Here is an 18,932-nt window from a genome sequence, read left to right as displayed (position 1 = left end):
CCTCCCCCTGTGGGAGCGAGCTTGCTCGCGATTGGCCGTCACACCACTCTCCCTGACAGAACACCAAACGACAGGCGAAAAAAATCCCCGAACCAGTCGGGGATTTTTCATGTTCGATCAATCAGCCCAAGAGCCGATCAATCTTCGCGATAGCGACGCAGCTTGAGCTGCTTGCCAGCCACACGAGTGTCTTTCAACTTGGTCAGCAACTTCTCCAGACCATCTTCCGGCAGCTCTACCAGGCTGAAGCTGTCACGCACCTGGATGCGGCCGATCGCTTCGCGGGCCAGGCCGCCTTCGTTGAGGATGGCACCCAGCAGGTTCTTGGCAGCGATGCCGTCACGGGCACCCAGCGCGGTACGGCAGCGAGCACGACCTTCGGCCAGCGGGATCGGAGCACGACGCTCGCGATCACCACGGTCCGGACGATCACCGGTGCGCTCAGGACGATCGCCACGCGGTGCGTTGTTCGGCACCAGGGGACGTTCCTTCTCGATTGCAGCCAGGTTCAGCGCTTGGCCATTGGTGGCCTTGCGCAGCAGTGCGGCAGCCAGGGCGCGTGGGGTGCAACCGATGTCGGCGGTCAGGCGATCGAGCAGATCACCGTGGGTCGATTCGGCGTCAGCCACCAGTGGCGACAAGCTGTTGGTCAGTTTCTTGATGCGAGCATCGAGAACGGCCTGGGCGTCCGGCAGGCGAACTTCAGCCACCTTCTGGCCAGTTACACGCTCGATCACTTGCAACATGCGACGCTCACGCGGGGTGACCAGCAGCAGCGCACGGCCTTCGCGACCGGCACGGCCGGTACGGCCGATACGGTGAACGTAGGATTCCGGATCGTACGGCATGTCCACGTTGAATACGTGGGTGATGCGCGGAACGTCCAGGCCACGGGCAGCGACGTCGGTCGCCACAACGATGTCCAGGCGGCCATCCTTGAGGGAGTCGATCACGCGCTCACGCTGGTTCTGGGCAATGTCACCGTTCAGCGCAGCGGCTTTGTAGCCTTTGGCTTCCAGGGCGCTGGCCAGGTCCAGGGTCGCTTGCTTGGTGCGCACGAACATGATCAGGGCGTCGAAGTCTTCCACTTCCAGCAAGCTGAGAACGGCAGACGTCTTCTGGTCAGCGTGAACCAGCAGGTGAGCCTGCTCGATCGCGGTGACGGTCTGGGTCTTGGTCTGGATCTTCACGTGTTGCGGATCGCGCAGGTGGCGCTCGGCAATGGCACGGATCGATTGCGGCAGGGTGGCCGAGAACAATACAGTCTGGCGAGTCGCTGGCAGGGCCTTGAAGATGACTTCCAGGTCATCCATGAAACCCAGCTTGAGCATTTCGTCGGCTTCGTCGAGAACCAGGTGGTTCACGGTAGCCAGGACTTTTTCGTCACGACGCAGGTGATCGCACAGACGACCCGGCGTGGCGACAACGATCTGCGCGCCATTACGGATGGCTTTCAGTTGTGGGCCCATCGGGGCACCGCCGTAAACGGCCACAACGGTAACGCCAGGCATCTGCTTGGAATAGGTTTCGAAAGCGGTTGCTACTTGCAGCGCCAACTCACGAGTTGGCGCCAGGATCAGGGCTTGCGGTTCGCGCTTGGCAGGATCGATGCGATGCAGGATCGGCAGGGCGAACGCAGCGGTTTTACCCGTACCGGTTTGCGCCTGGCCAATCATGTCGTGGCCGGCCATGATGATCGGGATCGATTGCTGCTGAATCGCCGAAGGTTCTTCGTAGCCGGTCGCAGTGACGGCAGCAAGAATGTTCGGGTTGAGATTAAAAGCGGCGAAGCCGCCGGTTTCCTGGGTCATGGGTCTGCCTCTAAGTGCATCCGCAAAGACCCATGCTCCAAAGCTGCGCGTGCCGTGTTGAGACTCAAGAGTCGCCCTGGCTGCTTTGTCGGCGGGGATTTGCGAAAACGAATGAATGAAAAAGAACGTCGTGGAAGCATCCGTTGTGCGGACATGCAACCGAAGCTGACTTCGGGGAATTGCGCTACCTTGACGCGGCCCGGATAAAGGCCGGCGCGCACTATACCGGAATTCGCCAAAAAAGGGAGCTTTTTTTATTGCCTGACCCCGTTATGGGGCTCGCTGTCACAAGGCCTTGGGGCAGCCAGCTAAAACGATTCATCTCCAGACGGCTTAGCCCTGTGGCGAGGGAGCTTGCTCCCGCTCGACTGCGAAGCAGACGCCTGGGTTGATATCTGAAATCGAAGGGGGCCGCTTCGCGCCCCAGCGGGAGCAAGCTCCCTCGCCACAGGGGCATTCACTTGTCACAAGGGTTTATGGCTTTGCTTGATCAAGTCGCCGGGCGAATGGCCTTGATCAACGACTGCAACGAATAACCCAGCCTCGGCGCCAGCCCTTCGGCCCTGGCGACCAGTCCCTGCATGTCCAGCTCCTGATCCAGGTCCGCCGGCACGATCAGGATCACATTGCCCTCCTTCACCGGCAGCTCCCAATAATGCCGGTGGTACAAGCCGCGCAACAGCGCCGCCCCCAATGGCTTGCCGTCATCGGTGGCCCACTGGTTGATCACCAGCCAGCCACCCGGGTTGAGGCGTTTCTGGCAATTTTCCAGGAAGCCCCAGGCCAGGTGCCCGACACCAGGACCAACATCGGTATAGAGGTCGACGAATATCAGGTCCGCCGGCTCTGCACTTTCAAGCAGTTCCAGTGCATCGCCGACGCGGATGTACAGGCGCGGATCGTCATCCAGCCCCAGGTATTCGATGGCCAGGCGCGGCACGTCGGGACGCAATTCGATGGCCTCGACATCTTCCAACGGCAGGAACTTGAGGCAGGCCTGGGTCAACGTACCGGCGCCCAGCCCCAGAAACAGCGCACTTTCCGGCTGCTCGTGACACAACGCGCCGATCAGCATGGCGCGGGTATAGTCATATTCGAGCCAGCTCGGATCGGCTGTGAACACGCAACTCTGCTCGATGGCATCGCCAAACTCGAGAAACCGGTAATCGGCCACTTCGAATACGCGAATCATGCCGAACTCGTCGTGCACCTCGGCGAGCAAATGCTCGACGCGCTCCTCTGTCATTTCATCTCCTGATGGTGGCCGTGCCGGCTTGAGCCTGCGCATACGGGACAAAGGCGCGATTGTCCGCGAAGCAACCGGAGCAGGTCACGCACTAATTTGCTGATAACATGGCCGTCCAAGCGTAAATCACCTAGAGATCATGATGAGCCAACCCTGGAGCCCTGACAGCTGGCGCGCCCTGCCGATCCAGCAACAACCCCGCTACCCCGACGCCGCGCACCTGTTGCAGGTGGAGCAGACCCTGGCCAGTTATCCGCCACTGGTGTTTGCCGGTGAAGCCCGGGAGTTGCGCCGTCAGTTCGCCGAGGTGACCCAGGGCCGGGCGTTCCTGCTGCAAGGCGGCGACTGCGCCGAAAGCTTTGCCGAGTTCTCGGCGGCCAAGATCCGCGACACCTTCAAGGTGCTCTTGCAGATGGCGATCGTCATGACCTTTGCCGCCGGCTGCCCGGTGGTCAAGGTCGGGCGCATGGCCGGGCAGTTTGCCAAGCCGCGTTCGGCCAACGACGAAACCATCGACGGCGTGACCCTGCCGGCCTACCGTGGCGACATCGTCAACGGTATCGGTTTCGACGAGAAAAGCCGCGTACCGGACCCGGAGCGGTTGCTGCAGTCCTATCACCAGTCCACCGCCACCTTGAACCTGCTGCGCGCCTTCGCCCAGGGCGGGTTCGCCGACCTGCACCAGGTGCACAAGTGGAACCTGGACTTCATCGCCAATTCGGCCCTGGCGGAAAAGTACAGCCACCTGGCCGACCGCATCGACGAAACCCTGGCATTCATGCGCGCCTGCGGCATGGACAGCTCGCCGCAACTGCGCGAAACCAGTTTCTTCACTGCCCACGAAGCGTTGCTGCTCAATTACGAAGAAGCCTTCGTGCGCCGTGACAGCCTGACCAACGACTATTACGACTGCTCGGCCCACATGCTGTGGATCGGCGACCGCACCCGTCAGTTGGACGGCGCCCATGTCGAATTCCTGCGCGGGGTGAACAACCCGATCGGGGTCAAGGTCGGCCCGAGCATGGACCCGGACGATCTGATCCGCCTGATCGACGTGCTCAACCCGAACAACGACCCCGGCCGGCTGAACCTGATCGCCCGGATGGGCGCCAACAAGGTCGGCGAACACTTGCCGCCGCTATTGCGCGCCGTGCAGCGTGAAGGCAAGCAAGTGCTGTGGAGCTCAGACCCGATGCATGGCAACACCATCAAGGCCAGCAGCGGCTACAAGACCCGGGACTTTGCGCAGATCCTCGGCGAAGTGAAGCAGTTCTTCCAGGTCCACGAAGCCGAAGGCACTTATGCCGGCGGGATTCACATCGAAATGACCGGGCAAAACGTCACCGAATGCATCGGTGGCGCACGCCCGATTACCGAGGACGGGCTGTCGGACCGCTACCACACTCACTGCGACCCGCGGATGAATGCCGATCAGTCGCTGGAGCTGGCGTTTTTGATTGCCGAGACGTTGAAGCAGGTTCGGCGGTGAGTCAGTAAGGCATTCGGCGCCTGCTGGATTGCTTCGCGAGCAAGCTCGCTTCCACATTGGATCGGTTCTGAACACAAAACCTGTGATCACCCGAAATCCCTTGTGGGAGCGAGCTTGCTCGCGAAGGCGTCGGCTCAGTCACCATCAATCTGCGCTAATGCCATAGCCAACCGAACCCCACTCACTCGCTGGCAATTGAGCTGGACCCGCTCCAGCCCCAGCCACCGGGCCATGCGCCTCAAGTTCAGCGCCAGGGCCTGCATCCCCTCCTCGTCCAGCCCCGACGCATCCTCGTGCACGGCATGCACGGCCAGTTGCCCCAAAGCCCGCTCCGCCCGCAGGTCCACCCGCGCGGCAATGCGTTCGTGGTGCAGGAACGGCAACACGTAATAGCCATACACCCGCTTGTGCACGGGGGTGTAGATCTCCAACCGGTAGCGAAAGTCGAACAACCGCTCGGTACGGCCACGCTCCCAGACCAGCGAGTCGAACGGCGACAGCAAGGCACTGGCGGCGACCTTGCGAGGAACTTTCGCCGCGGGTCGGCACCAGGCCGGTTGCTTCCAGCCTTGCACCTGGCAGCGCAGCAGTACCCCGGCCTCCTCCAACTCGGCCAGGCGCCCGCGACAGTCCGCGGGGTCGAGGCGAAAGTAGTCACGCAGGTCTTTCTCGGTGGCAATGCCCAAGGCGTCGGCAGCATGCACCAGCAAGCCGCGTTGGGCTTGGGCCTCGTCCGGCAACGGTTGCTGCAGGATCGCGGCCGGCAGTACCCGTTCCGGCAAGTCGTAGAGCCGCTCGAACCCGCGTCGCCCCGCTACCGTGACTTCGCCCGCGGCGAACAGCCATTCCAGCGCATGTTTCTCCGCGCTCCAGTCCCACCACGGCCCGGCCTTTTCCTTGCGCGTAGACAAACTGCCTGCGCCAAGGGCGCCCTGTTCCTGGACCGCGGCCAGGACGCGGCGGATGACATCCTGGCGTTCTTGGCCGAAACGCGCCAATTGCTGGTAGATCCCTTCGCCACCCGAAGCCCGATCCATGCGCCAGCGCATCAGTGGATACATCGACATCGGCAGCAGCGACGCTTCATGGCCCCAGTATTCGAAAAGCGTGCGACGCCGGCCCTGGCTCCAGGCTGCTTGATCGAGCAAATCGCGATTGTAGTGACCCAGGCGGGAGAACAGCGGGAGGTAATGCGAGCGCACCAACGCATTGACTGAGTCGATCTGCAGGACGCCGAGGCGTTCGATCAGGCGGTTGAGGCGCGAGGGTTGCACCGAAGCTGGCGGTGACCGCCCATCGAATCCTTGGGCGGCCAACGCCATACGTCGGGCCTGTTTGAGGGTAAAGGACACAGTCGCGGGCATGGAGATCTCCTTGTCTGCTCGCAACCTACCTCACCAATAAGGGGTTTGTGTAGGAAAGGATGGCTCATTTGTGCATTGGGTCATCCCAGAATGGCCGAACCACTTCCTGCTCCACGTCGGCACGACTCACGCCGATGTCCTTGAGCGCCTCGTCGCTCATCCCGGCCAGCAGTTCGCGTTCGTGGTGCAATTCGTACCAGCGGCTAAACTTGTGCAGCAAGGCGCTGACGGAAAAGCCGTGGGACAGTTTGTCTATCAGTAGATAACCTTTTTGACCTTTCATCGTGATGTCCTCCGTTGGGGATGGATCAAGTCTCGCGCTAACGATAAGATCAATCCAACGAATGTTTCTTATGCAATACATCTCGGAGATTGATCAATTGTCGAGTTACCCGAGCATCGATACGGAAGTGCTGCGTACCTTTGTCGCCATCGCCGACCAGGGCGGTTTCACCCGGGCCGGGGAATTGGTCAATCGCACCCAGTCCGCCGTCAGCATGCAGATGAAGCGGCTGGAAGAGGATGTATTACAGCGACGGCTGTTCGAGCGTGATGGGCGCCAGGTCAAGCTCACCGCCGAAGGCCAGGTGCTGCTGGGTTACGCGCGGCGGATCCTCAAGCTGCACAGCGAGGTGTTCAATACCCTGCGTGAACCGCACATGGTCGGCACGGTGCGCATCGGCACACCGGACGATTACGTGATGCGCTTCCTGCCAGGCATCCTGCAGCGCTTCGCTCAGTTCTACCCCCTGATCGAAATTGAAGTGCACTGCGAATCGTCCAAGCAGTTGCTGTTGCGCCAGGACCTGGACCTGTCCATCGTCACCCGCAAACCCGGGGACGAAATCGGCCAGTTGCTGCGCAAGGAGCGCTTTGTCTGGGCCGAAGCCGCCTGCTTCAACGTCCATGAACAAACCCCGCTGCCGCTGGCGATGTTCAACAGTGACTGTTTCTGCCGGCAATGGGCCTGCAATGCGCTGGATGCCATGGGCCGCGATTATCGCGTGGCATACAACAGCTCGAGCCTTTCGGCGCTCATGGCGGTGGTGGGCGCCGGCCTGGCAATCACGGCGCAACTGGAAAGCCTGCTGACCCCGGACATGCGCGTACTGGGCGAGGCCGAGGACCTGCCGGAACTGCCCGAGGCCAGCATCATGCTGATCCGCAACCTGCATAACCCATCGCCGATCACCGAGTGCCTGGCCGAGCACATCATTGAAGGCTTCAAACTTTAAAGGTGAGCAGCACCGCGCACAGCACCAGGAAACCGCAGAACAGCCCGCGCAACAGCCGCTCCGGCAAGGCGTGGGCGACCTTCACCCCCCAACTGATGCTCAGCAGGCCACCGACGGCCAGCGGCAGGCCGATGCTCCAGTCCACCTCATGGTGAAACGCATAAGTGGCGAGTGTCACGCCGGTACTGGGCAAGGCCAGCGCCAGGGACAACCCTTGGGCGACCACCTGGCTGGTGCCAAAGATGCTGGTCAGGATCGGCGTCGCGACGACGGCCCCGCCAACACCGAACAAACCACCCATGGTCCCGGATGCCGCCCCCAACACGCCGAGCCATGGCCAGCCATAACGCATCTGCGCCGAAGCCGGTGCGGTGGCGGCGAACATGCGGGCCAGGTTGTAGAGGGTCAGCGCGATCAGGAACGCGACGAAGCCGATCCGCATGCTGTTCGCGTCGATCCCCACGGCCCAGATCGAACCAAGCCAGGCAAAGCAGAACCCCATGGAAGCCAACGGCAGAACATGGCGCAATTCGATGCGATTGCGCTGGTGATAGCGCCACAACGCGAGCATCACGTTGGGTACCACCATGACCAGCGCCGTACCTTGGGCCAGTTGCTGGTCGAGGCCGAACCAGACGCCTAGCACCGGAATGGCAATCAAGCCGCCGCCGATCCCGAACAGTCCCCCCAGGGTGCCCAACACGGCACCAAATACCAAAAACTGCACAAATTCGAACAAGACGATTCCCCTTTCATCAGGGTGCTTATCCTACGCAGTCGGCGCCAGCGGGGAAACGTAACATCTCTCATGTCGTCAGAATTATCTGGCGCATTAAAGATTCGCCCGCTAGATTCGTATCGATCATTGATTGAAGGTTTTGCCATGAACACCCTGCGTGACACCCCCGAAGCTTGCGAAGCCCTGTTGCTCGACAACCAGGTCTGTTTCGCCCTGCACTCCACGTCGCTGCTGATGACCAAAGTCTATAAGCCGCTGCTACAGGCTCTGGGCCTGACGTATCCGCAATACCTGGCGATGATGGTGTTGTGGGAAAAGGACGGATTGACCGTCGGTGAAATCAGCACACGCTTGCTGACAGACCCCGGCTCGCTGACGCCACTGCTCAAGCGCCTGGAAGCCGAAGGCCTGTTGAGCCGCACCCGCAGCCGTGAAGACGAACGCGTGGTGATTGTCGAACTCACCGAACAGGGCCTCGCCCTGCGCGAAAAAGCCCTCGACATCCCCCAATGCATCCTCGCCGCCAGCGGCCTGACCCTGGAGCAGTTGAAGAAGCTGCAACTTGACCTGCAGGCATTGCGCGGGCATTTGCAAGACAGCCTCTGACCTCTCCTGTGGGAGCGGGCTTGCTCGCGAAGGCGCCGGCACATCCAATACCCCCACCAACTGATCCACCGCTATCGCGAGCAGGCTCGCTCCCACATTGATTCTGTGTCGGACATGAACTTTGTGTTCACCGGAGATCCAGTGTGGGAGCGAGCCTGCTCGCGATAGCGGCAGCCCTGTCTACCCTGCCCTCCTCAAAAAATTTTTACGCTCAATAACCGCTCTAGCTAAAGGCTTTCAGGCCTTTTCAGTTTGCCGATTCCATCTCGCCTCAAAAATTTATCTTGCGCACTAAATATTAGCGCTATACATTTGCCTCGCACCTAATTAGCGCACAAACATTTAGCGCAACAACACCCACCCAGAAACGAGGCTCCCATCATGCAAACTCTCTACACCGCAATCGCAACCTCCACCGGCGGCCGTGATGGTCGTGCGATCTCCAGTGACAACATCCTCGACGTCAAACTCGCCACGCCCAAGGAACTCGGTGGTGCAGGCGGGGCGGCGACCAACCCTGAGCAACTGTTTGCCGCCGGCTACTCGGCCTGCTTCATCGGCGCGCTGAAATTCGTGGCCAGCCAGAGCAAACGCAAGATCCCGGACGACGCCTCGATTACCGCCCATGTCGGCATCGGCCAGATCCCCGGCGGTTTCGGCCTCGACATCGACCTGCACATCAGCCTGCCAGGGCTGGACCAGGCCGACGCGCAAAGCCTGGTGGATGCGGCTCACCAAGTCTGCCCGTACTCCAACGCCACTCGCGGCAACGTTGATGTGCGCCTGCACGTCACCGTCTGACCACCGACCCTGGACCCGAACCTAAGGAGATGCACATGAACACGCTCAGCAAAGCCTTGACCGCCACCTTTCTCGCCCTCAGCGTCAGCAGTGCCTTCGCCGACGGCATCGTCGAACACAACACCCAGGCGTTTCTCGACGCGCTGAATGCCGGCACCGGCAAACCCCTGGAGCAACTGTCGCCCAAGGACGCCCGCGCCGTATTGGTGGGCGCCCAGGCAGGGGTAAAACTGGCCCTGCCCAAGGCCGACATCAGCGAGAAAACTATCCAGGTCAATGGCCAGCCGATCAGCCTGACCATCGTTCGCCCAGCCGGGGTCAAGGGTGAGTTGCCCGTGTTCATGTTCTTCCACGGCGGTGGCTGGGTATTGGGCGACTTCCCAACCCACGAACGCCTGGTTCGGGATCTGGTGGCGGGCTCGGGCGCTGTCGCGGTGTTCGTCAACTACACGCCCTCACCCGAGGCGCATTACCCGATCGCGATCAACCAGGCTTACGCCGCCACGAAATGGGTGGCCGAACACGGCAAGCAGATCAACGTCGACGGCAAGCGCCTGGCCGTGGTGGGCAACAGCGTCGGCGGCAACATGGCGGCGGTCGTGGCCCTGATGGCGAAGGACAAAGGCACGCCGGCGATCCGTTTCCAGGCGTTGCTGTGGCCGGTGACCGATGCCAGCTTCGAGACGGCGTCCTACAACCAGTTCGCCGAGGGGCACTTCCTCAGTAAAAACATGATGAAGTGGTTCTGGGACAACTACACCACCGATGCCGGGCAACGCAGCGAGATCTATGCCTCACCGTTACGCGCCAGCACCGCACAACTCAAGGGTCTGCCGCCCGCGCTGGTACAGACCGCCGAGGCCGACGTCTTGCGCGATGAAGGTGAAGCCTATGCCCGCAAGCTGGACGCGGCCGGTGTACCCGTCACGGCCGTACGCTACAACGGCATGATCCACGACTATGGCTTGCTTAACGTGGTCAGCCAGGTGCCCGCGGTGCGTTCGGCGATGTTGCAGGTGTCGCAAGAGCTCAAGCAACACCTTAAGTGACTTGTGGCGAAACACTGTGGGAGCAAGGCTTGCCCGCGATGACGACAGCACGGTGTCTCTGGAACCAAGGCGCCTGTATCGCGAGCAAGCTTTGCTCCCACAGGGTAAGGATCAATCCCCTCACCACAGACCCCATCCTGTCCCTTGGTCTGAACATGATCCGCACGCATAAAAAAGCCCGACTCAATGGTCGGGCTTTTTCATACAGAAGGCTTCGCTTACTTAGCGCGGCCTTTGTAGGAACCGCCTTCGCGGGTATCGATCTCGATCATGTCGCCGATTTCGATGAAGTCAGCTACCGACAGCTCGGTACCGTTCTTCAGTTTGGCAGGCTTCATCACCTTGCCGGAAGTGTCACCGCGAGCGGAGCCTTCGGTGTAGTCAACCTGACGCACGATGGTGGTCGGCAGCTCTACGGAAACCAGGCGCTCTTCAAAGAACACGGCTTCGCAGACGTCGGTCATGCCTTCTTCGATGAACGGCAGAACGCTTTCGATGTCTTCGGCGTTCAGCTCGTACATGGTGTAGTCAGTGGTGTCCATGAACGTGTAGGTGTCGCCGCTGATGAAGGACAGGGTCGCTTCTTTGCGGTCGAGGATCACGTCGTCCAGTTTGTCGTCGGCGCTGTAGACGATCTCGGTCTTGTAACCGGTCAGCAGGTTCTTCAGCTTGGTCTTCATGATCGCGCTGTTACGACCCGACTTGGTGAACTCAGCTTTCTGAACCAGCCAAGGATCGTTTTCGAGACGGATCACGGTCCCGGGTTTCAGTTCTTTACCAGTTTTCATTGCGAATATCCGAATTTGGATGGGATTTACAAAAATCTAGGCCGCGTATCATATCCAATTTACATAAAACTTCACCAGCGCTGCGGCAAGATCGGCTCGCGAGGCCTGTTCCAGACACCACGCCTGGGCATGTTCGGCCAGTTCCTGTTGCTGTTCACGGGTGGCTTTCCAATGTTCGGTCATGTCCTGGCCGTCATTCCAGGCCCGCCAAAGACCGCTGGTCGCTTTTTGCGCCGCCTGCGAAAGCCCCTGATTGTAGAGCCTGAGAAACGCCTCGAGTTTTTCCAGGTGGACGTCTTCTTCCTGCTGGTAGATATGCCAAAGCAACGGCCGGCCAGCCCATTGGGCGCGCACGAAAGAGTCTTCGCCACGCACGGCGTTGAAATCGCAGCACCATAGCAGTTGGTCGTACTGGTCCTGGCGGATGAACGGCAACACCTGCACCGTCAGTGCGCCGCGTCGATGTACCGCACCGACCGCCAGGTCATCGACCCCAAGCCAACGCTCGACATCACCCAGCACCCGCCCTTCGGGAACCAGCACATGAAACGCCTGGGCATCGGCGGCCATTGCGTCAAACCAGCTCGCCAACCCGGCGTTCTCGTAGGCAAACAGCGAGATCAGGCAGGCCTGCGGCGCCCGTTCGACGCCCAATCCTTGCAGGAAAACGCGTTGTGCTTCGGCGTCCTGCTGAAATTGCCGACGGCGTTCCAGAAGACCCGCCTCACGCAGCAGGCCGCCGGTTCCCTCCTGGAAGCCCGGGAAAAAGAAATATTTCTGCACGTGCTTGTATTTCACCGACGGCAAGCCGTGGCAACCGATCACCCAGTCCTCGGCACTCAAATAATCGAGGTTCATCCACAGGGGCGTCGTCTGGCGCGCGGCCATCGCATCCATGTAGGCGCTCGGCAGCTGACAGGCAAACGCAGCGATCACCACGTCGGCGGCTTCGGTGGCCGCCCACTCCCCGGGCCAGTGACGCACTTGCACGCCCTGCTGCCATTGCTCGGACAGGGTGATGTCGATTTCCGGGCACAGTCGTTCGAAGGCACGCAGGTCGTCGACCCATAGCCGCACCGCGCATCGATGTTCGGCCACCAACTGCCGAGCCAGGCGCCACGTGACACCAATGTCGCCAAAGTTATCGACGACGGTGCAAAAAATATCCCAACGCACGGTCATTCCCGACTCCCTGTGGCAAAGGCCTGATTGTCCCGAATAAACCGATCACGCAGAAGAGCCGACGGCGATTAATCTTCATGCGACAATCACCGCCTGCCCATGACCCTGCCAGGAAGCAGCCATGCCCGATCACTCGACACCCTCGCGCCTCACGGCTTTGCAATTGACCGTCAGCATCGCCCTGGGCCTGTGGCTGGGGTTCCTCGCCATCGTATTGACGGGCTGGCTGCTGTCCAGATTTCTGTTCAACGAACAACTGGCACCCGTGGCCGCTGCCGTCCATCAACTGGCGCAACCACCGGCGGTGCAACCACCCCCAGAGCCGCCCACACCGATGTTCGAGCAGTACCGGCAGAACTTGCAGAGGAACGAGCAGCGCCAAGCGCTCGATCAGGCCCGCAACAATCCGCGCAACCTGTCCAACCCCAAGTGCCAGTTCTGGCTGCAACAGGACCAGAATGCGCCCAGTGAAAAAAGCCGCGCCAACGTCCTGCAATTCTGCGAATGACCATGAACAAACAGACCGTCCACCAGCTGATTCTCGACAAACTCAAGATTGATCTCGACATCGCCGAACGCGCCGCGCAGACCGCCTACGAAACCGCGACCCACGAAGAAAACATCGCCGAGAACAAGTACGACACCCTGGGCCTCGAGGCGTCCTACCTCGCCGCCGGACAAGCCAGGCGCGTGGAGGAAATCCGCCAGGCCCTCACCCTCTGCCAGAACCTGACGCTAAGGCCTTACGACGAACAGCGCGGTATTCAGGTCGGCACCTTGATCGGGCTGGAAGATGAGGACGGTCGCCAGCAATGGCTCTTCCTGGGGCCGGATGCGGCGGGCTTGAAGGTCTCGCTGGTGGGCCAGCCGATCACCGTCATCACCCCTCGCTCACCGCTGGGCCGCGGCCTTTTGGGCAAGTTCGAAGGGGATGAAGTGGAGATCGTGGTAGCGGGCGCCCGGCAACAGTTCGCTGTCACCGAGGCGATCTAGAAGGGTCTTAGTGCACCGGTAGTTCGACGCCGTCGAACAACTCTTCGAGTTCTTGCTTGTTGTGGCACTGAATGGCCTTGGCCATGACTTCCCGGGTCAGGTGCGGTGCAAATTTCTCGATGAAATCGCACATGAAACCCCGCAGGAAAGTGCCACGACGGAAGCCGATCTTGGTCACGCTGGATTCGAACAATTCGCTGGCATCCAGTACCACCAGGTCGCTGTCGAGCTTGGTATCGACGGCCATCTTCGCGACGATGCCCACGCCCAGGCCCAGGCGAACGTAAGTCTTGATCACGTCGGCGTCGGCGGCAGTGAACACCACTTTCGGCGTCAGGCCACGATGGCTGAAAGCTTCGTCGAGCTTGGAACGCCCGGTAAAACCGAATACGTAGGTCACGATCGGGTATTCGGCCAGGGCTTCGAGGGTCAGCTTCGGCAGCTTGGTCAACGGATGGCCCTGGGGCACGACCACGCAGCGGTTCCAGCGATAGCACGGCATCATCACCAGGTCCCCGAACAATTCCAGGGCCTCGGTGGCGATGGCGAAATCCACTGTTCCATCGGCGGCCATCTCGGCGATCTGCATCGGCGAACCCTGGTGCATATGCAGCGCCACGTCGGGGTATTGCTTGATGAAATTGCTGATCACCGGCGGCAGCGCGTAGCGGGCCTGGGTGTGGGTGGTGGCGATCGACAGGGTACCTTTTTTCTCGTTGGAGAATTCCTGGGCGATCTGCTTGATGCTTTCGACCTTGCGCAGAATCTCGCCAGCGGTGGTGATGATGCGCTCGCCGGCCGGTGTCACGCGGGTCAGGTGTTTGCCGCTGCGGGCGAAGACTTCGACGCCCAGTTCATCTTCCAACAGGCGGATCTGCTTGCTGATGCCGGGTTGCGATGTGTAGAGGCTTTGGGCAGTAGCGGAAACGTTGAGGTCGTGGTGCGCCACTTCCCAGATGTAGCGCAGTTGTTGAAGCTTCATATGTATCCCTCAAAGCAGTTGGACGCCACGGGCATCAGCGACGGTATATAACTATATGAAAGGTTTCGACAATAAATCTAGAACTTTTTATAAAAAGCCATCATTTCGCCTCAGGCCTCTCCCTGGCGTCGGCGCTGTACCAGCGGTACCAGGTAGACCGGTACCCGGGATAACTGCAATACCCGTGCAGCGGTTCGGCCCAAGGGGGTTTCACCGCTTGCCCCTTGGCAATGACTGCCTACGATCAGCAAGTCGACGGAGAGTTTCGCAGCCTGCTCCAGGATGACTTGGGAAGGATCGCCCTGGTACACCCTGACCGACTTGATCAGTTTCAAGTCCTGCTGCCCTTCCCCCCACTCCTCGCGGAAACTGTCGAGCACCCGCTGTTCGATATTGGCCATCACCGTATTCAGACCTTGGCGGTGGAATTCGTTCAGCGCCTGCTCGTCAAGATAGCTTTGCAACACCGACTCGGCGAACAACCCCATCGGTTCTACCGCATGCACCACATACAACTCGGCTTCAAACGTCCGTGCTAACGCCAAGGCATGCTGCATCACATAAGGGGCATAGAGGCCCAGGTCTGTGGCGTACAGCATCGAACGAATCATGTGACCTCCTCGCGTGCCAAAATGGCGGAGATTGATTCAGCTTAGCAGCGCCTCGGGGACTGCGACGTGCGGCTTGACGTCCCGGACCAAGGGCAGTCAGGGCTTCATTTCATTACTGATACCGTGGGGCACGTGGCCGGTGGCAACCACCTCACGAGCCAGTTCGCAGTGGCCGGTCTGGTCATCGAAAAAAACATCGGCGGCGAAGGCTTCGAGGAAAGCCGATTTGGTCAGGCCGCCCAGGAACAGCGACTCGTCCAGGCGAATATCCCACTCACGCAAGGTCCGGATAACCCGCTCGTGAGCCGGTGCCGAACGGGCCGTCACCAGCGCCGTACGAATGGGGCAGGCGTCCTCGGGAAACTCGCGCTGCAGTGCATTGAGCGCCGCCAGGAAGCCCTTGAACGGCCCGCCTCGCAGCGGCTCGCGGGCGGCCTGTCGTTCGCTGGCCTGGAAAGCTTCCAACCCATCGGCCTGATAGACGCGCTCCGATTCATCGGAAAACAGCACGGCGTCGCCATCGAAGGCAATGCGCAGTTCCTCGCTGGCCGCGCGACTGGCACCACCCGACAGGATGGTCGCGGCGGCAAATCCGGCGTCCAGGGCGCTGCGCACGTCTTCAGCGTGGGTGGACAAAAAGAGATCGCAACCGAATGCCTTGAGGTAAGGGTAAGGACTGCGGCCGCCAACGAAGGCCGCGCGGGAAATCGCCAGCCCATAATGATGAATCGAGTTGAACACTCGAAGGCCGGTGTCGGCACTGTTGCGCGAAACGAGAATTACCTCGACCCGGGCACGCCCCAGGTGCTCGTTGAGGTTCAGCAGCTTTTGCACGAGGGCGAACGCATCACCGGGCGCCAGGACTTCGTCTTCATGCTCGATCTGGTATTGCCGATAGGCTTCGACGCCACTCGACAAGTACACCTTGTGGCTTTCCCGCAGGTCGAACAGCGCCCGCGACGAAATCGCCAGCACCAGTTTGTCGTCGATATTGTTTGCCATACCGCTCCCCCTTTCGCCCGCTCAGCGGTTATATCGGTCCACGAACGCCAACGCCTGGTACAAAGCTTCGATTTTCGGCAGCTCACACCCTGCCGCTTTCGCTGCCGCCAATGGCCGGCCGTAGATCGCGTCCAGCTCCAGCGCACGCTTGTGGGAATAATCGTGGTACATGCTCGGCCAGTAGTCGGGCATCTTCTCGGTCATCGTGAACAGATACTCGGCATAACCCGGCGCGATGTGATGCCCGCAGGCTTGCGCACCGCGGACCACCTCCCCCATCAGCGCCTGGATCAATTCGCGGCTATGGTCGTTGGCCATCAACGGCGTGGTACTGGCGCCCAACAGAACCGAAAGACCGTTGTATGGCACATTCCATACCAGCTTCTGCCAGCGGGCCTGTTGCAGGCCCGGCATGGGCTGGGCGTCGATACCGGCGCTGCGGAACAACGTCGCTGCCTCTTCGACGATCACCATGCGTTGTGCCTGATCGGCGCAAGGACCGCTGTGATAGCCGACGTTGACCGCACCAAGGGCCTGGTGGGTGACGACACCAGGGCCGACGCGATGCACGCAGATCAGGCACAGTCCACCCAACAGGTGCAACGAATCGGGCAACAACGGTCGAAGATCGTCTTCGACATCCAGGCCGTTCTGCAGCAACAGGACTTTTGCACCATCAGCGGCAGCCTGGGTAATGGCCGGGGCAAGCTCGGCATTGCTGGTGGTCTTGGCGCCGACCAGCAGCCAGTCGCAGGGCGGCATATCGGCTGCCGAGCGATACGCCTGGACGGGGTTTAGGGTCAGCGTACCGTGAACCGCGCTGTCGATCCGCAAACCGGCTTCGGCCACGGCAGCAAATTCGCTGCGCAGTAAAAAGTGCACGTCAAAACCGGCACGCGCCAGCATCACGCCGTAGAACCCACCGATCGCCCCGGTGCCGATCATCCCGATCCGCGGTTTCACGCCTGCCTGCATCTTTGCAACTCTCCTGGTAAAAGTCCCTGCACACTATCAGCGCGAGCGGCATGGCATGCAATCTTCATTACATCTGCTCACGAATCTGTTGCAGAGCCATCTCCAAGGCCTTTTCCCCAGCCTATAGGGCATTAAACCCGTCCCAGCCCATTGTCGAGCAGCCTCGTAACGCGATAAGGTTCGGCTCCCCGACGCGCTTAAAATCCGCTGTGCACCGCCGCGCGGGGATCGCTGGCGGCCGGCACCCGTGACCTGACGAGTAACACGATGGCTGATTTACCGATCAATGACCTTAACGTCGCCTCCAACGAGACCCTCATCACGCCTGACCAGCTCAAGCGCGATATTCCCCTGAGCGACGCTGCCCTGCGCACCGTGACCAAGGGCCGGGAAGTCATCCGCAACATCCTGGACGGCACCGATCATCGCCTGTTCGTGGTCATCGGGCCCTGCTCGATCCATGACATCAAGGCCGCCCACGAATACGCCGAGCGCCTCAAGGTGCTGGCTGCGGAAGTCTCCGACACCTTGTACCTGGTCATGCGGGTGTATTTCGAGAAGCCTCGGACCACCGTCGGCTGGAAAGGCCTGATCAACGACCCGTACCTGGACGACTCCTTCAAGATCCAGGACGGCCTGCACATCGGTCGCCAATTGCTGCTGGACCTGGCGGAAATGGGCCTGCCCACGGCCACCGAAGCCCTGGACCCGATCTCGCCGCAATACTTGCAGGACCTGATCAGCTGGTCGGCCATCGGCGCGCGCACCACCGAATCCCAGACCCACCGCGAAATGGCCTCTGGCCTATCGTCGGCAGTGGGCTTCAAGAACGGCACCGACGGTGGTCTCACCGTGGCGATCAACGCCTTGCAGTCGGTTTCCAGCCCACACCGCTTCCTGGGCATCAACCAGGAAGGTGGCGTGTCGATCGTCACCACCAAGGGCAACGCCTACGGTCACGTGGTACTGCGCGGTGGCAACGGTAAGCCGAACTACGATTCGGTCAGCGTCGCGCTGTGTGAACAGGCGCTGAACAAAGCCAAGATCAAGCCGAACATCATGGTCGACTGCAGCCACGCCAACTCCAACAAGGACCCGGCACTGCAACCGCTGGTGATGGAGAACGTGGCCAACCAGATCCTGGAAGGCAACCAGTCGATTATCGGCCTGATGGTCGAAAGCCACTTGAACTGGGGCTGCCAGGCGATCCCGAAAGACCTCGCCGACTTGCAGTACGGCGTCTCCATCACCGATGCCTGCATCGACTGGAGCGCGACCGAGAACACCCTGCGCAGCATGCATGCCAAGCTCAAGGATGTATTGCCGAAGCGTCAACGCAGCTGATCGGCCTGCTTCAACGCATAAAAAGCAACGCATAAAAAAACGCCGGGCTCTTCAGCCCGGCGTTTTTTTGGGAATCCGTTTTCTCAGAGTTTCGCCGCGTGCCGCTGGTGACGCTCCATGTAGCGCTCCACGTAGGAGCAGGACGGGATCACCGTGTAGCCCATTTCTTCGGCGTACTGCAGCGCCCGTTCGGTCAACGCGGCTGCGATGCCTCGGCCACGCAAGGCGTTGGGCACGAAGGTGCGATAGATGTCCAGGGTCTGCTTGCCCAGGTCCATATAGGTCAGATAGGCACGATGACCGTCCACATTGGTCTCGAACTGATGACCAGCCTGGTCATGGTGGATGGAAACCGCCTCGCTCATCACTACTCCTCGCGGGTCTGAATGCGACCCCTACCTTACCGATGTTTTTCCGGCGAAGGAACATCTACGCCACCCCGTGCCTTCCTGGTCACCGAGCGCCAAAACCGATCCGCTCAAACCCGAGCACGTCGTGAATAGTAGGCACCAATGACGCAAATGCTCAAGGCACGCCTGTCATCGAAGGGGGTAAACCTGGTCGGGTTTATCGATTGAGCGCCATCGTCGCGCTGTAGTCGGTCACGGTGCAAATAGCTGAACATCGCCAGTTGTTGAGTCTTGAGACGAGCGCGCGTAGTTAAAGTCACCGCCAATACCAATAAAGATGCCTGGAGGACTGCACAAAAAATGTA

At 60.6% G+C, this 18,932-nt stretch carries 20 protein-coding genes; 8 read left to right on the top strand and 12 right to left on the bottom strand.

Annotated features, from left to right (window positions below; translation table 11 throughout):
- Window positions 1–137: 137 nt before the first annotated feature.
- Both HU749_RS09730 and HU749_RS09725 read right to left on the bottom strand, forming a co-directional pair.
- Window positions 138–1,811, bottom strand: coding sequence for a DEAD/DEAH box helicase (locus HU749_RS09730; protein ID WP_014337279.1), 1,674 nt, complete (start codon window positions 1,809–1,811; stop codon window positions 138–140).
- A 490-nt stretch (window positions 1,812–2,301) separates the two neighbouring features.
- On the bottom strand, window positions 2,302–3,057 hold the full coding sequence (locus tag HU749_RS09725; RefSeq protein ID WP_003199402.1) for a spermidine synthase: 756 nt from the start codon (window positions 3,055–3,057) through the stop codon (window positions 2,302–2,304).
- A gap of 142 nt (window positions 3,058–3,199) precedes the next feature.
- Here HU749_RS09725 and HU749_RS09720 point away from each other — a divergent pair, with 142 nt between their 5' ends.
- Window positions 3,200–4,546, top strand: coding sequence for a class II 3-deoxy-7-phosphoheptulonate synthase (locus HU749_RS09720; RefSeq protein WP_072340590.1), 1,347 nt, complete (start codon window positions 3,200–3,202; stop codon window positions 4,544–4,546).
- A gap of 134 nt (window positions 4,547–4,680) precedes the next feature.
- Here the strand turns inward: HU749_RS09720 and HU749_RS09715 are convergent, their stop codons facing one another.
- A complete protein-coding gene (locus HU749_RS09715; protein ID WP_186652533.1) occupies window positions 4,681–5,910 on the bottom strand; it encodes a winged helix-turn-helix domain-containing protein in 1,230 nt (409 codons plus the stop codon).
- 64 nt (window positions 5,911–5,974) lie between these two features.
- Window positions 5,975–6,193, bottom strand: coding sequence for a DUF1127 domain-containing protein (locus HU749_RS09710; protein ID WP_003199394.1), 219 nt, complete (start codon window positions 6,191–6,193; stop codon window positions 5,975–5,977).
- A gap of 97 nt (window positions 6,194–6,290) precedes the next feature.
- On the opposite strand from HU749_RS09710, the gene HU749_RS09705 reads away from it, so the two are divergent.
- Window positions 6,291–7,145 carry a LysR substrate-binding domain-containing protein gene (locus tag HU749_RS09705; RefSeq protein WP_018603125.1) on the top strand — a complete coding sequence of 285 codons (855 nt, stop codon included), beginning with the start codon at window positions 6,291–6,293 and terminating at the stop codon, window positions 7,143–7,145.
- Here the strand turns inward: HU749_RS09705 and HU749_RS09700 are convergent.
- Entirely contained in the window at window positions 7,135–7,884 is a 750-nt protein-coding gene (locus HU749_RS09700) for a sulfite exporter TauE/SafE family protein (protein ID WP_095963386.1), read from the bottom strand. The genes HU749_RS09705 and HU749_RS09700 overlap by 11 nt on opposite strands.
- A 144-nt stretch (window positions 7,885–8,028) precedes the next feature.
- Here HU749_RS09700 and HU749_RS09695 point away from each other — a divergent pair, with 144 nt between their 5' ends.
- From HU749_RS09695 to HU749_RS09685, 3 genes are all read left to right on the top strand, one after another.
- Window positions 8,029–8,490, top strand: coding sequence for a MarR family winged helix-turn-helix transcriptional regulator (locus HU749_RS09695; protein ID WP_095963385.1), 462 nt, complete (start codon window positions 8,029–8,031; stop codon window positions 8,488–8,490).
- 381 nt (window positions 8,491–8,871) lie between these two features.
- Window positions 8,872–9,291, top strand: a complete 420-nt coding sequence (locus HU749_RS09690) for an organic hydroperoxide resistance protein (protein ID WP_003199389.1) — start codon at window positions 8,872–8,874, stop codon at window positions 9,289–9,291.
- A 35-nt stretch (window positions 9,292–9,326) separates the two neighbouring features.
- On the top strand, window positions 9,327–10,340 hold the full coding sequence (locus HU749_RS09685; protein ID WP_186652534.1) for an alpha/beta hydrolase: 1,014 nt from the start codon (window positions 9,327–9,329) through the stop codon (window positions 10,338–10,340).
- Window positions 10,341–10,558: 218 nt separating this feature from the next.
- Here HU749_RS09685 and HU749_RS09680 read toward each other — a convergent pair whose 3' ends face one another.
- Together HU749_RS09680 and earP are read right to left on the bottom strand one after the other, a co-directional pair.
- Window positions 10,559–11,128 carry an elongation factor P gene (locus tag HU749_RS09680; protein ID WP_003199385.1) on the bottom strand — a complete coding sequence of 190 codons (570 nt, stop codon included), beginning with the start codon at window positions 11,126–11,128 and terminating at the stop codon, window positions 10,559–10,561.
- Window positions 11,129–11,176: 48 nt separating this feature from the next.
- Window positions 11,177–12,310: an elongation factor P maturation arginine rhamnosyltransferase EarP gene (gene earP / locus HU749_RS09675; protein ID WP_079304306.1), complete on the bottom strand. Its 1,134-nt coding sequence runs from the start codon at window positions 12,308–12,310 to the stop codon at window positions 11,177–11,179.
- Window positions 12,311–12,431: 121 nt separating this feature from the next.
- On the opposite strand from earP, the gene HU749_RS09670 reads away from it, so the two are divergent.
- Entirely contained in the window at window positions 12,432–12,818 is a 387-nt protein-coding gene (locus tag HU749_RS09670) for a hypothetical protein (RefSeq protein WP_186652535.1), read from the top strand.
- 2 nt (window positions 12,819–12,820) lie between these two features.
- Window positions 12,821–13,303 (top strand): GreA/GreB family elongation factor, encoded by a 483-nt coding sequence (locus HU749_RS09665; RefSeq protein WP_003199378.1) that lies wholly within the window; start codon window positions 12,821–12,823, stop codon window positions 13,301–13,303.
- 7 nt (window positions 13,304–13,310) lie between these two features.
- Here the strand turns inward: HU749_RS09665 and cysB are convergent, their stop codons facing one another.
- The 4 genes from cysB to HU749_RS09645 all read right to left on the bottom strand — a co-directional run bounded on the left by cysB (window position 13,311) and on the right by HU749_RS09645 (window position 16,873).
- Complete coding sequence (gene cysB, locus HU749_RS09660) at window positions 13,311–14,285, bottom strand: HTH-type transcriptional regulator CysB (protein ID WP_003199376.1); 975 nt, start codon at window positions 14,283–14,285, stop codon at window positions 13,311–13,313.
- Between the two features lie 110 nt (window positions 14,286–14,395).
- Window positions 14,396–14,896, bottom strand: a complete 501-nt coding sequence (locus HU749_RS09655) for a universal stress protein (RefSeq protein WP_079304302.1) — start codon at window positions 14,894–14,896, stop codon at window positions 14,396–14,398.
- Between the two features lie 96 nt (window positions 14,897–14,992).
- The gene (locus tag HU749_RS09650; protein ID WP_003199368.1) at window positions 14,993–15,898 is read right to left on the bottom strand and encodes a 5'-nucleotidase; all 906 of its coding nucleotides are present in this window, start codon (window positions 15,896–15,898) and stop codon (window positions 14,993–14,995) included.
- Window positions 15,899–15,919: 21 nt separating this feature from the next.
- Window positions 15,920–16,873, bottom strand: a complete 954-nt coding sequence (locus tag HU749_RS09645) for a putative 2-dehydropantoate 2-reductase (protein WP_186652536.1) — start codon at window positions 16,871–16,873, stop codon at window positions 15,920–15,922.
- A gap of 267 nt (window positions 16,874–17,140) precedes the next feature.
- Between HU749_RS09645 and HU749_RS09640 the strand changes: the two genes are divergently transcribed.
- Entirely contained in the window at window positions 17,141–18,217 is a 1,077-nt protein-coding gene (locus HU749_RS09640) for a 3-deoxy-7-phosphoheptulonate synthase (protein ID WP_003183777.1), read from the top strand.
- A gap of 83 nt (window positions 18,218–18,300) precedes the next feature.
- Here the strand turns inward: HU749_RS09640 and HU749_RS09635 are convergent, their stop codons facing one another.
- Window positions 18,301–18,582, bottom strand: a complete 282-nt coding sequence (locus tag HU749_RS09635; RefSeq protein WP_014337268.1) for a GNAT family N-acetyltransferase — start codon at window positions 18,580–18,582, stop codon at window positions 18,301–18,303.
- Window positions 18,583–18,932: the final 350 nt, after the last annotated feature.

The organism is Pseudomonas ogarae (genome assembly GCF_014268695.2).
In the GTDB taxonomy this organism is placed as follows: Bacteria; Pseudomonadota; Gammaproteobacteria; order Pseudomonadales; family Pseudomonadaceae; genus Aquipseudomonas; species Aquipseudomonas kilonensis.
Note: the sequence above shows the minus strand (reverse complement) of the source record. Positions and strands in the feature narration are given on the sequence as shown.

Excerpts from the sequence above, each read along its gene's own strand:
- HU749_RS09650 (WP_003199368.1), bottom strand. The coding sequence starts at position 15,898 with ATGGCAAACAATATCGACGACAAACTGGTGCTGGCGATTTCGTCGCGG.
- HU749_RS09655 (WP_079304302.1), bottom strand. The coding sequence starts at position 14,896 with ATGATTCGTTCGATGCTGTACGCCACAGACCTGGGCCTCTATGCCCCT.
- HU749_RS09685 (WP_186652534.1), top strand. The coding sequence starts at position 9,327 with ATGAACACGCTCAGCAAAGCCTTGACCGCCACCTTTCTCGCCCTCAGC.
- HU749_RS09690 (WP_003199389.1), top strand. The coding sequence starts at position 8,872 with ATGCAAACTCTCTACACCGCAATCGCAACCTCCACCGGCGGCCGTGAT.
- earP (WP_079304306.1), bottom strand. The coding sequence starts at position 12,310 with ATGACCGTGCGTTGGGATATTTTTTGCACCGTCGTCGATAACTTTGGC.
- HU749_RS09720 (WP_072340590.1), top strand. The coding sequence starts at position 3,200 with ATGAGCCAACCCTGGAGCCCTGACAGCTGGCGCGCCCTGCCGATCCAG.
- HU749_RS09665 (WP_003199378.1), top strand. The coding sequence starts at position 12,821 with ATGAACAAACAGACCGTCCACCAGCTGATTCTCGACAAACTCAAGATT.
- HU749_RS09730 (WP_014337279.1), bottom strand. The coding sequence starts at position 1,811 with ATGACCCAGGAAACCGGCGGCTTCGCCGCTTTTAATCTCAACCCGAAC.
- HU749_RS09725 (WP_003199402.1), bottom strand. The coding sequence starts at position 3,057 with ATGACAGAGGAGCGCGTCGAGCATTTGCTCGCCGAGGTGCACGACGAG.
- HU749_RS09640 (WP_003183777.1), top strand. The coding sequence starts at position 17,141 with ATGGCTGATTTACCGATCAATGACCTTAACGTCGCCTCCAACGAGACC.
- HU749_RS09645 (WP_186652536.1), bottom strand. The coding sequence starts at position 16,873 with ATGCAGGCAGGCGTGAAACCGCGGATCGGGATGATCGGCACCGGGGCG.
- HU749_RS09635 (WP_014337268.1), bottom strand. The coding sequence starts at position 18,582 with ATGAGCGAGGCGGTTTCCATCCACCATGACCAGGCTGGTCATCAGTTC.
- HU749_RS09710 (WP_003199394.1), bottom strand. The coding sequence starts at position 6,193 with ATGAAAGGTCAAAAAGGTTATCTACTGATAGACAAACTGTCCCACGGC.
- HU749_RS09670 (WP_186652535.1), top strand. The coding sequence starts at position 12,432 with ATGCCCGATCACTCGACACCCTCGCGCCTCACGGCTTTGCAATTGACC.
- HU749_RS09715 (WP_186652533.1), bottom strand. The coding sequence starts at position 5,910 with ATGCCCGCGACTGTGTCCTTTACCCTCAAACAGGCCCGACGTATGGCG.
- HU749_RS09695 (WP_095963385.1), top strand. The coding sequence starts at position 8,029 with ATGAACACCCTGCGTGACACCCCCGAAGCTTGCGAAGCCCTGTTGCTC.
- HU749_RS09680 (WP_003199385.1), bottom strand. The coding sequence starts at position 11,128 with ATGAAAACTGGTAAAGAACTGAAACCCGGGACCGTGATCCGTCTCGAA.
- cysB (WP_003199376.1), bottom strand. The coding sequence starts at position 14,285 with ATGAAGCTTCAACAACTGCGCTACATCTGGGAAGTGGCGCACCACGAC.